Source organism: Trinickia symbiotica, from assembly GCF_003028655.1.
In the GTDB taxonomy this organism is placed as follows: Bacteria; Pseudomonadota; Gammaproteobacteria; order Burkholderiales; family Burkholderiaceae; genus Trinickia; species Trinickia symbiotica_A.
The window spans coordinates 199,440-213,194 of record NZ_PYUC01000009.1; the positions used below are offsets into that span (position 1 = coordinate 199,440).

Below are 13,755 nucleotides of genomic sequence, written 5' to 3' on the forward strand. Positions count from 1 at the left end.
CACACAAATGTGCGGTTTCGCACATTTCCCGCCGCATCAACGACTTGCCTCGCTTTCCTGCTTCTTTTCCACAGGGCTTTGCACATTTTCTGTTGATAACCGGCCGAGATGCCGTGCGGGAGCGAACATCGACGAACGTGGGGAATTTTTACAAAAAATTCCGTTGCCCGGCGGGCGTTTTCTTTACAATGCGCAGTTGCCTCGCCCAATGGGCCCTGAGACGGGCGCGGCGCCTTCGCAGGTTTTACACTTAGAATCACGACTCGATTCCCCGAGCGCCGCCCATCGGGCGTGCTCAAGCCGGTGCGGTGAGCCGCGCCGATCATGCCGTCATGCCGATCATCAAAAGACCCCCATCTTCCGATTCCGAGGCCGATGGCCGCAATACTCCGGGAGGCAGCTCCGCTCGTTCGGAGCGTCGCCGCTCGCTCGGCGCGCGCATTGCGCTGACGATCGCCGGACTCTTCGCGACGCTCGCCGTCGTCGGGGCGCTCATCGTCGGCTATGCGCTGATCGTGATGGCGCCGCAACTGCCGTCGCTCGACGCGTTGACCGACTATCGCCCGAAGGTGCCGCTGCGCGTCTATACGGCCGACCACGTGCTGATCGGCGAGTTCGGCGAGGAGCGGCGCAAGCTCGTGCGCTTCGCCGACATCCCCGACGTGATGAAAAAAGCGGTCCTCGCGATCGAGGACTATCGCTTCTATGAGCACGGCGGCGTCGATTTCATCGGCATCCTGCGCGCCGGCACGGCCGATCTGATGCACGGCGGCGCCTCGCAGGGCGCGAGCACGATCACGATGCAGGTGGCCCGCAACTTCTTCCTCTCGAGCGAGAAGACGTACACGCGCAAGATCTACGAGATGATGCTCGCCTACAAGATCGAGCGCGCGTTGACGAAGGATCAGATCCTCGAGCTCTACATGAACCAGATCTATCTGGGTGAGCGCGCGTACGGCTTCGCGGCGGCGGCGCGCGTCTACTTCGGCAAGGATTTGAAGGACATCACGCTCGCCCAGGCGGCGATGCTCGCCGGGCTGCCGAAGGCGCCATCGGCCTACAACCCGATCGTCAATCCGAAGCGCGCGAAGATCCGCCAGGAATACATCCTCAAGCGGATGCTCGATCTGCGTTACATCACGCAGGATCAGTACGACCAGGCCGTGAAGGAAGACATTCACACGAAGGTCTCGGGCAACGAGTACAGCGTGCATGCCGAATACGTCGCCGAGATGGTGCGGCAGATGATGTATGCGCAGTACAAGGACGAGACCTATACGAAGGGGCTTTCGGTCGTGACGACGATCGACTCGGCCGATCAGGACGCCGCCTATCATGCCGTGCGCAAGGGCGTCATGGACTACGAGCGGCGGCACGGCTATCGCGGGCCCGAAGGGTTCGTGGAGCTGCCGGCCGACAAGGACGAGCGAGACGAGGCGATCGACGATGCGCTCGCGGACCATCCCGATGACGGCGAGATCGTCGCGGGCGTCGTGACGGCGGCAAGTCCGAAGCAGGTGACGGTCCAATTCGTCGACGGCACGACGGCGAACGTGAGCGGCGACGGCCTGCGTTTCGTGGCGGCTGCGCTGGGCCCGCGCGCGACGCAGGCGCAACGGATTCGGCCCGGTTCGATCGTGCGCGTGATGCCCGATGCGAAGGGCAATATGCAGATCACGCAACTGCCGCAAGTCGAGGGCGCGCTCGTTTCGCTTTCGCCGCAAGACGGCGCGATCCGCGCGCTCGTGGGCGGCTTCGACTTCAACAAGAACAAGTTCAATCATGTGACGCAGGCTTGGCGCCAGCCGGGCTCGAGCTTCAAGCCGTTCATTTATTCGGCGTCGCTCGAAAAGGGGCTGGCGCCGGCCACGATCATCAACGACGCGCCGCTCTACTTCCCGCCGACGACGCCGGGCGGCGATGCCTGGGAACCGAAGGACGACGATCAGCCTGACGGTCCGATGTCGATGCGCGTCGCGCTCGAAAAATCGAAGAACCTCGTCTCGATCCGGATCCTCTCTTATATCGGGACCAAGTATGCGCAGGACTATGTGACGCAGCGCTTCGGCTTCGATGCCGACAAGACGCCGCCCTATCTGCCGATGGCGCTCGGCGCGGGGCTCGTGACCCCGCTGCAGTCGGCTTCTGGCTACGCCGTCTTCGCGAACGGCGGCTATCGCGTCAATCCGTACCTGATCGCCGAAGTCGACGACGCACGCGGCCAGCCCATCTCGAAGGCGCAGCCGATCGTCGCCGGGCGCGACGCGCCGCGCGTCATCAGCGCGGCGAACGCGTACATCATGAACAGCCTGCTGCATTCGGTCGCGACAGCGGGGACGGGCGCGGGTACCAACGCGCTGCACCGTTCGGATCTGTCGGGCAAAACCGGTACGACCAACGATGCAAAGGACGGTTGGTTCGCCGGCTACCAGCCGACGCTCGTCGCCGTGGCATGGATGGGCTACGATCAGCCGAAGAGTCTCGGCAGCCGCGAGTTCGGTGCGCAGCTCGCGCTGCCGATCTGGGTGGACTATATGTCGCGCGCGCTGCGCGGCGTGCCGCAGGAGCAGGTGCCGATGCCCGATGGCGTGACTACCGTCAACGGTGAGCTCTACTATGCCGACATGACGCCTGGCACCGGGTTCGTGGCCAGCATCGGTGTCGATTCGGGCACCGCGCTCGCGGGCGAGAGCGGCGCGAGCGACGCGCTCGGCACCATCGGGCCGGCAGGCTTGACGACACCGACCGTTCCGCCGCCGCAGGTGACGACTCAGGAGAAGAAGCAGATCCTCAATATGTTCGAGGACAATCGGCCGTAACGCGGGGAGGTGAGGCCGCTTTGCGGCCTCGGCGGCTCGTTCGCGGGGCGTCGGTCAGCCGCGCGCCGCGGCAAGCTCGAGTTGCGTCGCGAGGGTCGCGGGATCGGTATTCGTACCGCAAAGCAGAATGCCGACGCGCTTGCCTTGCAATGTCTCGCGCAACGGCCCGAGCAACGCCGCTGTCGCCGCCGCGCAGGCGGGTTCTACCGCGAGCTTCAGTTGCTGAAACAGCTTGAGCATCGCCGCGCGCAACTGGTCGTCCGTGACCGTCACGAGCCGGTCGATATGCCGCCGGCAGAGTTCATAGCTGTATTGCTCAGTGTAAGGGGCCATCAGCGAGTCGGCGATCGTGTGCATCGGGCCCATCTTGATCGTGTGATTCGCGGCAAAGCTTCGCGACATCGCGTCCGCGCCTTCGGGCTCCACACCGTAAACATGCGCGCGCGGATTCGCCAGGCGCAGCGCTGTCGATACGCCGGCCGCGAGCCCGCCGCCGCCGATCGGTACGATCACCGCGTCGAGATCGGGCGTCTGCGTCGCCCATTCGTAGCCGAGCGTCGCCGTTCCGAGCACGGTCCGATAACCGTTGAACGGATGCACGAAGAACCGCCCTTCCTCAGCCTCGATTCGGCGCACGAGGTCGAACGCCTCGGCCGGCGTATCCGCGATGACAATCTCGGCGCGGTATTGCTTGCATAGCGCGACGCGCGCGGGACTCGCCGTGCGGAACATGACGACCTTCGCGCTCGTGCCCAGCCGCATCGCCGCATAGGCGACGGCCGCGGCGTGATTGCCGCCCGACACGCAGGTCACGCCGACGCTGCGCTGAGAGGCATCGAGCGCGAGCAGGTTCGTGAACGCCCCACGCACCTTGAAGCTGCCGCTCGCCTGCAGCAGCTCGAACTTGAAATTGATGCTCGTGCCCTCGAGCGACGGGAAATCGTGCCGTTCGAACACGGGCGTACGCAGCACCCATGGCGCAAGCGCGAAATGCTGCGTCGCGATGGCGTCGAGTGTCGGAATCGGCTCGGTATCGATCGTATGGTCTGTGTGTTGCGGCGTGGCGGTGGACATGTAGGAAGCGATCGTTGAATGGCGAGAAAAACGCGTCAGACGCGCGCGTCGACCGACATGCTATGAATGAATTTGCGCAAGAACTGTTCGCAGGCCGTCAGTTGCGAGAGCTCCACATACTCGTTCGCGCGATGGGCCTGCTGAATGTCGCCGGGGCCGCAGACGACGCTCGGCACGCCGGCCTGCGCGAAGAGGCCCGCCTCGGTGCCGTAGGCCACCTTGCGCGTTGCGCGGTCGCCGGTCAGCGCGCGCACGAGCTCTGTGATGGCATTCTGCTCGATCGCATCGAGCCCGGGCGCCGAGGCGATAGCCGTGAATTCGATGGCCGCGTTCGGGTGCTCGCGCCGCATCTGCGGCAGCAACGTCTCCTGCGCGTAGCGCTCGATTCGGGCGAAGATGGTGGCGGGATCGAGCGTGGGCAGGTTGCGGAACTCGAATGCGAAGCGGCATTCGGCCGGCACGGTATTGATCGCATTGCCGCCTTCGATCGTGCTCGTTTGCGCCGTCGTGAACGGCACATCGAAGAATTCGTCGAACGGCCCGTCGCGGCGCATCTGGTCCGCCACATCGCGAATATGGCAAATGAGGCGCGCCGCATACTCGATCGCATTGAGCCCCTGCGGCGTCAGCGACGAATGCGCCGCTTGGCCTCGCACGCAGCATCGGTAGGCATGTATCCCCTTGTGCGCGACGATCGGACGCATGCTCGTGGGCTCGCCGACGATACAGCCTTCCGGCTTCACGCCGCGCTTTTGCAGGTCCGCGATCATGAGCGGCGCGCCCGCGCAGCCCACTTCCTCGTCGAACGAAAATGCGAGATGAATCGGTTTCGCCAGCCTGGCGGCTTGCATCTCGGGCACGAGCGCAAGGACCGCGCCGATGAATCCCTTCATGTCGCACGTTCCGCGCCCGTATAGCCGGCCATCGCGAACCTCGGGCTTGAACGGGTCGCTCTCCCATTGCTGGCCGTCGACGGGCACGACGTCGGTATGACCCGACAGCACCACGCCGCCGTTCGTCGCGCCATCGTGCGCGGGAATCGTCGCGAAGAGATTGGCCCACTGTGCGCCGTGGCCGTGTTCGTCGCTCGTGAGCGTCGCCGCGATGCCGCGCTCGGCCAGCGCATCGCGCACGGTCTCGATCAGCCCGATGTTCGGGACGCGGCTCGTCGTATCCATCGACACTAGCCGTTGGACCCACTGCAGGCTGACGGGAGACGAAGGAGCGGGAGAAGCCGGGGGCGGGGACGCGGAGGGTGATCGATGCGCCGACTCGACTTCGTGCGACATGACAAGGCTCCAATTCATGGTCATCCGATCATACCGAAAAAACCCCTAGGCCCCCAAACACTGCGCATCGTCGCTAGCCGACATCCGATGTTGCGATGCCGCATCCCAGTATGCTGCGCGCGTCGTTATCACCTCAACGCTATGACGCGGGAGCGAAGCCTCATCCCCGCTCCGGCGATGCCATAAAACGACCGATGCCCGCCGTGCGCCAGCGGGTCGGTTCATCGCGCCGCGGCGGCCGGTTGCCGGGATGGCGTGGCGAGTGCGCGCAGCGTCTCCTTCACCGTCGATACGCGGACCGCGAGATCGGGACTGCGCGTTTCGATGCGCAACCGATCCTGTCCCGCGAGCTTGATGTGCTTGTTCTTTTGGACCATCTCGATGATGCGCATTGCATCGACGGGCGGATTGGGCACGAACTGCAGGCTGATCGCCGCATCGCCGGCGTCGATTTTGGAAATGCCGAGCGGTTTGGCGGCGAGTCGCAATCGATGAGTCTCGACGAGCGCGTGCGCCTGTCGCGGCAGCTTGCCGAAGCGGTCGATCAGCTCTTCCTGGATGTTGTCGATCGCATCGTTCTCCTCGCAGTTGGCGAGGCGCTTGTATATCGAGAGCCGCTCCTGGACGTCGCCGCAATAGTCGGCGGGCAGAATGGCCGGCGTGTGCAGGTTGATCTCGGTCGTGGCCGCGAGCGGCGCCGTGAGATCGGGCTCCTGGCCGTTCTTGAGCGCCTTCACGGCGTCGTTCAGCATTTCCGAATAGAGCTGGAAACCGATCTCGTGTATCTCGCCCGATTGCTTGTCGCCGAGCACTTCGCCGGTGCCGCGGATTTCCAGGTCGTGCATCGCGAGATAAAAGCCGGAGCCGAGCTCTTCCATCTGCTGGATCGCTTCGAGCCGGCGCTGCGCCTGCTTCGTGAGGCCCTGCGGATCGTGCACGAGCAGGTACGCGTAGGCTTGGTGATGGGAGCGCCCGACGCGTCCGCGCAATTGATGGAGCTGTGCGAGTCCGAACTTGTCGGAGCGATGAATGATGATCGTATTCGAGCTCGGCACGTCGATGCCGGTCTCGATGATCGTCGTGCACAGCAGTACGTTCGCGCGCTGCGCGACGAAGTCACGCATGACCCGCTCGAGCTCGCGCTCGTGCATCTGCCCGTGTGCGACGGCAATCCGTGCCTCGGGCACGAGCGCTTCGAGCATCGCGCGCCGGTTCTCGATCGTTTCCACCTCGTTGTGGAGGAAGTAGACCTGTCCGCCGCGCTTGAGCTCGCGCAGCATCGCTTCGCGTATCACGCTGTCTTCTTCACGCCGCACGAACGTCTTGATCGCCAGCCGTTTTTGCGGTGCCGTCGCGATGACCGAGAAATCGCGCAAGCCTTCGAGCGCCATGCCGAGCGTGCGCGGAATCGGGGTGGCCGTCAGCGTGAGCACATCGACTTCGGCCCTGAGCGCCTTCAGCGCTTCCTTCTGACGCACGCCGAAGCGATGCTCCTCGTCGATGATGACGAGCCCGAGCCGCTTGAACCGGACATCGGATGAGAGCAGCTTGTGCGTGCCGATGACGATGTCGATGGATCCCTCGTTGATCTGCGTAATGGCGGTGCTCACCTCTTTCGTCGACTTGAAGCGCGACAGCTCGGCGATGCGCACGGGCCACTCGGCGAAACGGTCCGTGAACGTCTGCGTATGCTGCTCGGCGAGCAGCGTCGTCGGCGCGAGCAGGGCCACCTGCTTGCCGGCCGCCACGGCGATGAACGCGGCTCGCAGCGCGACCTCGGTCTTGCCGAACCCGACATCGCCGCAAACGAGCCGATCCATCGGCTTGCCGGCCGTCATGTCGCCGATGACGGCGGCAATCGCGGCCGCTTGATCGGGCGTTTCCTCGAAGCCGAAGCTCTCGGCGAATTTCACGTAGTCGCGCGGATCGAACTTGAAGGCGTGACCCTCGCGCGCCGCGCGCCGTGCATAGAGATTCAGCAATTCGGCCGCCGTATCGCGGATCTGCTGCGCCGCGCGCCGCTTCGCCTTTTCCCATTGGCCCGATCCGAGCGAGTGCAGCGGCGCGCTTTCGGGATCCGCGCCGCTGTAGCGCGAGATCACGTGCAACTGCGCAACGGGCACGTAAAGCTTGCTGTCGCCCGCGTACTCGAGGTGCAGGAACTCGGTTTCGCCTTCGCCGAGGTCCATCGTCACGAGGCCCATGTAGCGGCCGATACCATGCTGCGCATGGACGACCGGGTCGCCGACCTTGAGCTCGGACAAATCGCGCACCATCGAATCGACGCTGCTCGCCTGCTCCTGGCGCCGCCGGCCGGCACGCCGCGCCAGCGCGCCATAAAGCTCGGTTTCGGTGACGATCGCCCAGCCTTCGCCCGGCAGCGCAAAGCCGTTCGCGAGCGGCGCGACGCCGAGCGCGAACGGCGCGTCGCTCTCGAGCCAGCTCTCGAAGGTGTCGGCGGGGTGGGGGCGCAAGCCGTTTTCGGAGAGCAGCTCCGCGATCGTTTCGCGCCGGCCCGCCGACTCGGCCGCGATCAGCACGCGTCGTTCGCTCGTCGACAAATAGTCGCGCAGCGCGGTGACCGGATCCTCGGCGCGGCGATCGATCGAGAGCGGCGGCAGCGGCGTCGACCAGGCGCCGCCGCCGTCGGCTGGCAGGACGAGCCGCGCGAACGGCTTCGCGAGCGTGTAGAAGTCGTCGTCACTGAGGAACAGTCGCTGCGGCTCGAGGATCGGGCGCTCGCGATCGTGCGAGAGAAACGCATAGCGCTGCTTGGTGTCGGCCGTGAATCGCCGGATCGCGCTGTCGAGATCGCCGACGAACGCGAGGTGCGCGCCCTGGGGCAGATAGTGAAAGAGCGTTGCGGTTTCGTCGAAGAAGAGCGGCAGGTAGTACTCGATGCCGGCCGACGGCACGCCGTTGCCGATGTCCTTGTAGATCGGGGAACGGCTCGGGTCCCCTTCGAATACTTCGCGCCAGCGGCTGCGAAAGGCCGTGCGCGCCGCCTCGTCGAACGGAAACTCGCGTCCCGGCAAGAGGCGCACGTCGCGAACCGGATAGAGGCTGCGCTGGCTGTCGGGATCGAACGCGCGGATCGAATCGACCTGATCGTCGAAAAGATCGATCCGGTACGGCAGCGGCGAGCCCATCGGAAAAAGGTCGATCAGCGAGCCGCGTACGCAGTACTCGCCCGGCCTCACGACCTGGCTCACGTGTTCGTAGCCTGCCAGCGTCAGCTGCGCCTTCAGCTTAGCCTCGTCGAGCCGCTCGCCTTGCGTGAACGAAAACGTATAGGCCGCGAGAAACGAGGCGGGCGGCATCCGGTAGAGCGCTGTCGTGGCGGGCACGAGCAACACGTCGCAGCGCGCTTCGCCGAGGTCGTGCAGCGTCGCGAGCCGCTCCGAAACGAGATCCTGGTGCGGCGAAAAGGTGTCGTACGGGAGCGTTTCCCAGTCGGGCAGCAGCCGCACGCGGGCGCTCGGCGCGAACCAGGCGATCTCCTGCGAGAGCCGCTGGGCATCGACGGCGCTTGCGCAGACGACGGCGACGAGCGGCGCCGATTTCCCGGCCATCTGCAGATAGCGGGCGATGACGAGCGCATCGGAGGAGCCATGCGTGCCGTCGAAGGCATAGCGCTGGCCGGGCTTGACGAGCGGAAACGGCAGGAGAGGCAAGGTGGACGATCCGGCGGTTTGAGGCATGAGGAAGTGAAACGACCACCTATTATAAAATCCGTCCTCCACTTTTGATCCGCAAGTTGGTTTTGTGACCTCCCGCTTCTTCGCCTTGATCCCTTGCGCCGGCACCGGCAGCCGTTCGGGCGCGCCCACGCCCAAGCAGTACCGCACCGTTGCAGGCCGGCCGTTGCTGCATTTCACGCTTGCCGCGTTCGATGCGTGCAACGAGTTCGCGCAGACGCTCGTCGTGCTCGCGCCGGACGATACCCACTTCGACGCTCGCCGCTTCGGCGGATTACGCTTCGCCGTCCGGCGCTGCGGCGGTGCCTCGCGACAGGCGTCGGTCATGAACGGGCTCGCCGCGCTCGCGGAGTTCGGCGCGTCGGGCGACGACTGGGTGCTCGTGCACGACGCCGCCCGACCGGGCGTGACGCCCGCGCTGATTCGCTCCCTGATCACGGCGGTCAAGGACGACCCTGTCGGCGGCATCATCGCGCTGCCGGTCGCCGACACGTTGAAGCGCGTGGACGTGGAGTCCGGCGAGCGCATCGCTCGAACCGAATCGCGCAACGGCCTCTGGCAGGCGCAAACGCCGCAGATGTTCCGCATCGGCATGCTGCGCGAAGCGATCGAGCGCGCGCAGCGCGACGGGCACGACCTGACCGACGAGGCCAGCGCGATCGAATGGCTCGGCCACGCGCCGCGCCTCGTTCAAGGGAGCTTGCGCAACTTCAAGGTGACTTATCCCGAGGACTTCGATCTCGCGGATGCGATCCTGCGGCACGGCGGCGCCGCCTGAATCCCGAGGAGCAGCGCCGCTTCGCGGCGCCCATCTCGGCTCTCCCATCCATCGAAACCGGAACATCGAATGAACTACAGAATCGGGCAGGGCTATGACGTGCATGCGCTCGTGCCGGGACGGCCGCTCATCATCGGCGGCGTGGCGGTGCCCTACGACCGGGGACTGCTCGGGCACTCCGATGCGGACGTGTTGCTGCACGCCATCACCGATGCGCTCTTCGGAGCGGCCGCGCTCGGCGATATCGGCCGCCATTTCCCCGACACCGACGCGCGCTTCGCGGGCGCCGACAGCCGTGCGCTGCTGCGCGAATGCGCGGCGCGCCTCGCCAAGGCCGGCTTCGCGATCGAGAACGTCGACAGCACGGTCATCGCACAGGCCCCGAAGCTCGCGCCGCACATCGACGCGATGCGCGCCAACATCGCCGAGGATCTCGGTCTGCCGGTCACCCGCGTCAACGTGAAGGCGAAGACGAACGAGAAGCTCGGCTATCTCGGGCGAGGCGAGGGGATCGAGGCGCAGGCCGCGGTGTTGCTGCGCGCGCCTGATCAAGCGAGCTGAGTTACTGCCCCTCGTTGGCGAGCACCTGCGCCGCCGCATTGACGACGGCGGCGATGCGGCCGACGTCGCGCAACTGCTGGGCCGACATCCCTTGCTCGTTCTTCAGGATCGCGAAATGCGAAGCGACGCAATGGTGACACTTGCCGACGATCGAAGCCGCGAGCGCATACATCTCGAAGCGCCGTTTGTCGACGCCGCCGTGAGTCGCGTACGCGGTCATCCGCAGCTCGGGCCGTTGCGTCTTGAGATCGGCGTCGTCCGCCATCTCGACGAACGGATACCAAACGTTGTTCATCCCCATCAGCGCGGCAGCCGTGTGGACGCCGTTGATCTCTTCGGGCGACAGCACGCCCGACGAGCGAATCGCGTCGGCGATCGTCTTGCTCTTCGCCGCGAAGGCGGCGGCCAATGCTACGCCGACCGCGTCGTTGCCCTCTAGCGACGAGCGCGCGATCGTGCCGTCGAGATTGAGCCGGATGTCCTTCGCGTAATCGGGGATACGGTCTTTAATCGCAGACAAGAATTCCATTGATAGCTCCTATCGGGGATTCGACAAAAAAGCCCGCCGGCTTGAAAGAGCATAGCGGGCTCCTACTCCGACGATCGCTGACTTACAGCGTTGCGCCGCCGACTGCGCGGTTGCAGGGGCAGAGCTCGTCCGTCTGCAGGCCGTCGAGAATACGCAGGATTTCCTGCGGGCTGCGGCCGACGTTCAGGTTGTTGACCGAGACGTGCTGGATCGTGTTGTCGGGATCGACGATGAAGGTCGCGCGCAGCGCCACGCCGGCTTCCTTGTCGCGCACGCCGAGCTGGTCGATCAGTTCGCCCTTGACGTCGCCGAACGAGTAGTGGTTCAGCTTGTTGAGGTCCTTGTGCTCACGGCGCCATGCGAACTTGACGAATTCGTTGTCGCCGCTGCCGCCGAGCAGCACGGCGTCACGTTCCGCGAAGTCCTTTGCCAGCTTCGCGAACTCGACGATTTCGGTCGGGCACACGAACGTGAAGTCCTTCGGATAGAAATAGATGATCTTCCACTTGCCCGGGAACGACTGTTCGGTGATCTCTTCGACCCCCGACTGGCCGTTCTCTTCATGATGGTTGAAGCCCGGCTTCGCGGCGGTGACGGTGAACGCTTCGAGTTTATCGCCCACGGTTTTCATGCAGTGACTCCTCTATGAGTTGAAAAAACGGTGTCTTCCAAAACTACCCGGTGCCTGTAACGATTCCGTTACACATCCGCTACAATAACACTATTGGATTCCTATATCAATAGAAATTCTATATTGCGGAGGATAGTTTCGGTCGTTGCACCATGCGCGACGGCCATCGCATGCAGACCGGGCACAATGCGTTCGAGGCGGTCTTCCCGGACGCTCCCCCCGGCTTTAGATGCTCCTCGCCGCCGGGAACTCGATCGTGACCTCGAGCCCGGGCCCAGGGACGCGGTTGCGCAACCGCAGCGTTCCGCGGTGGCGGCTGACGAGTCGCTGGACGATCGCCATGCCTAGGCCCGTGCCGTTCGCCTGGCTGCGCGCCGAATCGACGCGGTAAAAGGGGCGCGTGACGAGCGCGAGCTGGTCCTCGGGAATCCCGGGGCCCTCGTCGAGGACCGAAAGCTCGACGCGCGAATGCACCACGCGCGTCTCCAGAACGATGTGAGGGATCCCGTCCGCCTCGCTGTGGCCGTACTTCCTTGCGTTCTCGAGCAAATTGCCGACCACGCGGCGAACGTCGGTCGTATCGGCTTCGATGACGGCCGACGCGGCCAGCTTCGTCGCGAGCCGCACGCCGTCCTCGCTCGCGAGCCGCGCGGCCATCTCGCCGGCGATTTGCGACAGGTCGACCGATTCCGACATATGCTGGGCGGGCCGCGCGTAATCAAGGAAGCGGCCGATGATCATATCCATCTGTTCGATGTCGTCGATCATCGCGTCCTTCGTCTCCTGATCAGACGGGCTCATCTCCGTTTCGAGCCGCAGCCGGGCAAGCGGCGTGCGCAGGTCGTGCGAGATGCCGGCCAGCATGACCGCGCGATCGGCCTCGAGCTGCTCGAGATCGCGCACCATCTGATTGAAGCTGCGGTTCGTCTCGGCGGCAACGCCGAGCCCGCGCTCGGGCAGCGGCTCGGGCGATTGACCGGAGCCGACCTTGCGCGCCGCGGCCGACAGGCGCGCGAACGGCCGGTTGACGAGGCTCGTGATGAACGCGGCGCCGAAGAGCGAAAGGGCGAGCGCGAAGATGCCCCAGCCCGCCCACTGCAGGCCGGTGACGTTGTCGAGCTGTTCGCGATCGAGGGCGACCCAGTAATCGTCGTCGTCGATCTTGAAGCTGATCCAGACGCCCGGGATATCGTTGACGGACTGCGCGATGACCGTGTCGTCGCCGAGCCGCCCGCGGATATCATGCTCGATCAGCCGGTTCAACGACTCGTCGGGCTGCAGCGTGTACTTGTCCGTTGCCTCGCGCGGGTAGACGCGCACGCCCTCGTTGCTTTCCAGATCCTGCAGCAGCGCGCGGCGCAGATCGGGATCGGAGTAGAGCAGCGCCGTGCGCGTGAGCTTGACGACGGCGACGAGCTGCAGCGCGACGCGCTGCGCGCGCGGCTCGCGTTCGATCACGCGAAAGCTCTGGAACCAGGCGGCGAGGCTGACCGCGATCAGCAGCGCGATGAGCAGGAACGTTCGCCAGAATAGCCCGCCGAAGACATGCGTAAAGAAACGCCGGTCGATCCGCATGGGCTACTGGGAGTGTGAAAAAGGCGGCGCGCGATGCGTCACGCCGAGCCGTCGGGTATGAAGACGTAGCCGAGGCCCCAGACGGTCTGTATGAAACGCGGGCTGCTGGGATCGGTCTCGATCAGCTTGCGCAGGCGTGAAATCTGGACATCGAGGCTTCGATCGAAGACTTCGTATTCGCGTCCGCGCGCGAGCTCCATCAGCTTTTCACGCGAGAGCGGCTGGCGCGGATGGCGCGCAAACACCTTCAGCACCGAGAACTCGCCCGTCGTCAGCGGGATTTCCTGGCCTGCCTTCGTCAACGTCCGCGTGGCGAGGTTCAGCGCGAAGTCGCCGAACTCGAACACCTCGGCCGTCTCCGACGGCGCGCCCGGCAGCTCGGACGGCGACTGCCGCCTCAGCACCGCGTGAATGCGCGCGACGAGCTCGCGCGGGTTGAACGGCTTCGGCAGATAGTCGTCGGCGCCCATCTCGAGGCCGACGATGCGATCGACGTCCTCCCCCTTTGCCGTCAGCATGATGATCGGCGTGCGGTCGTTGCTGCCGCGCAGGCGGCGGCAGATCGAGAGCCCGTCCTCGCCGGGCAGCATGAGATCGAGCACGAGCAGATCGAACCGCTCGCGCACCCAGAGCTTGTTCATCGCGGGCGCGTTCTCCGCGACATAGACGTTGAAGCCTTGCTCGCCGAGGTAGCGGCGCAGCAGATCGCGCAAGCGCGGGTCGTCGTCGACGACGAGAATCTTGGAGGGGTTTTTCGTTTCCATGGGCGGCATCTTAGCGCGATTGCAAAGCAGGTCGGGA

Annotated in this window: 10 protein-coding genes; 3 read left to right on the top strand and 7 right to left on the bottom strand. The window is 65.1% G+C overall.

Going from position 1 to position 13,755, the window contains the following annotated elements; all coding sequences use genetic code 11:
• The first annotated feature begins 332 nt into the window (after positions 1-332).
• A complete protein-coding gene (locus C9I57_RS19335; protein ID WP_107152356.1) occupies positions 333-2,819 on the top strand; it encodes a penicillin-binding protein 1A in 2,487 nt (828 codons plus the stop codon).
• A gap of 54 nt (positions 2,820-2,873) precedes the next feature.
• On the opposite strand, the gene C9I57_RS19340 is transcribed toward C9I57_RS19335, so the two are convergent.
• The 3 genes from C9I57_RS19340 to mfd form a co-directional block, all read right to left on the bottom strand.
• Positions 2,874-3,893: a threonine/serine dehydratase gene (locus C9I57_RS19340; protein WP_107152239.1), complete on the bottom strand. Its 1,020-nt coding sequence runs from the start codon at positions 3,891-3,893 to the stop codon at positions 2,874-2,876.
• Positions 3,894-3,928: 35 nt separating this feature from the next.
• Complete coding sequence (gene argE, locus C9I57_RS19345) at positions 3,929-5,182, bottom strand: acetylornithine deacetylase (protein ID WP_107152240.1); 1,254 nt, start codon at positions 5,180-5,182, stop codon at positions 3,929-3,931.
• A 221-nt stretch (positions 5,183-5,403) separates the two neighbouring features.
• Positions 5,404-8,883, bottom strand: a complete 3,480-nt coding sequence (mfd, locus tag C9I57_RS19350; protein ID WP_107152241.1) for a transcription-repair coupling factor — start codon at positions 8,881-8,883, stop codon at positions 5,404-5,406.
• A 64-nt stretch (positions 8,884-8,947) separates the two neighbouring features.
• Here mfd and ispD point away from each other — a divergent pair, with 64 nt between their 5' ends.
• Together ispD and ispF are read left to right on the top strand one after the other, a co-directional pair.
• Complete coding sequence (gene ispD / locus C9I57_RS19355) at positions 8,948-9,658, top strand: 2-C-methyl-D-erythritol 4-phosphate cytidylyltransferase (RefSeq protein ID WP_107152242.1); 711 nt, start codon at positions 8,948-8,950, stop codon at positions 9,656-9,658.
• A gap of 69 nt (positions 9,659-9,727) precedes the next feature.
• Positions 9,728-10,219, top strand: coding sequence for a 2-C-methyl-D-erythritol 2,4-cyclodiphosphate synthase (gene ispF / locus C9I57_RS19360; RefSeq protein ID WP_107152243.1), 492 nt, complete (start codon positions 9,728-9,730; stop codon positions 10,217-10,219).
• 1 nt (position 10,220) lies between these two features.
• Here the strand turns inward: ispF and C9I57_RS19365 are convergent, their stop codons facing one another.
• The 4 genes from C9I57_RS19365 to ompR form a co-directional block, all read right to left on the bottom strand.
• Positions 10,221-10,748: a carboxymuconolactone decarboxylase family protein gene (locus C9I57_RS19365; protein ID WP_107152244.1), complete on the bottom strand. Its 528-nt coding sequence runs from the start codon at positions 10,746-10,748 to the stop codon at positions 10,221-10,223.
• 82 nt (positions 10,749-10,830) lie between these two features.
• Positions 10,831-11,379: a peroxiredoxin gene (locus tag C9I57_RS19370; RefSeq protein ID WP_107152245.1), complete on the bottom strand. Its 549-nt coding sequence runs from the start codon at positions 11,377-11,379 to the stop codon at positions 10,831-10,833.
• A gap of 225 nt (positions 11,380-11,604) precedes the next feature.
• On the bottom strand, positions 11,605-12,954 hold the full coding sequence (locus C9I57_RS19375) for an ATP-binding protein (RefSeq protein WP_107152246.1): 1,350 nt from the start codon (positions 12,952-12,954) through the stop codon (positions 11,605-11,607).
• Between the two features lie 38 nt (positions 12,955-12,992).
• Positions 12,993-13,727 (bottom strand): osmolarity response regulator transcription factor OmpR, encoded by a 735-nt coding sequence (gene ompR, locus C9I57_RS19380; protein ID WP_026230193.1) that lies wholly within the window; start codon positions 13,725-13,727, stop codon positions 12,993-12,995.
• Positions 13,728-13,755 lie beyond the last annotated feature (28 nt).

Bases quoted from the DNA above. Each gene is read 5' to 3' on its own strand.
- argE (WP_107152240.1), bottom strand. From the start codon at position 5,182: ATGTCGCACGAAGTCGAGTCGGCGCATCGATCACCCTCCGCGTCCCCG.
- ispF (WP_107152243.1), top strand. From the start codon at position 9,728: ATGAACTACAGAATCGGGCAGGGCTATGACGTGCATGCGCTCGTGCCG.
- C9I57_RS19335 (WP_107152356.1), top strand. From the start codon at position 333: ATGCCGATCATCAAAAGACCCCCATCTTCCGATTCCGAGGCCGATGGC.
- C9I57_RS19340 (WP_107152239.1), bottom strand. From the start codon at position 3,893: ATGTCCACCGCCACGCCGCAACACACAGACCATACGATCGATACCGAG.
- C9I57_RS19375 (WP_107152246.1), bottom strand. From the start codon at position 12,954: ATGCGGATCGACCGGCGTTTCTTTACGCATGTCTTCGGCGGGCTATTC.
- ompR (WP_026230193.1), bottom strand. From the start codon at position 13,727: ATGCCGCCCATGGAAACGAAAAACCCCTCCAAGATTCTCGTCGTCGAC.
- C9I57_RS19365 (WP_107152244.1), bottom strand. From the start codon at position 10,748: ATGGAATTCTTGTCTGCGATTAAAGACCGTATCCCCGATTACGCGAAG.
- mfd (WP_107152241.1), bottom strand. From the start codon at position 8,883: ATGCCTCAAACCGCCGGATCGTCCACCTTGCCTCTCCTGCCGTTTCCG.
- C9I57_RS19370 (WP_107152245.1), bottom strand. From the start codon at position 11,379: ATGAAAACCGTGGGCGATAAACTCGAAGCGTTCACCGTCACCGCCGCG.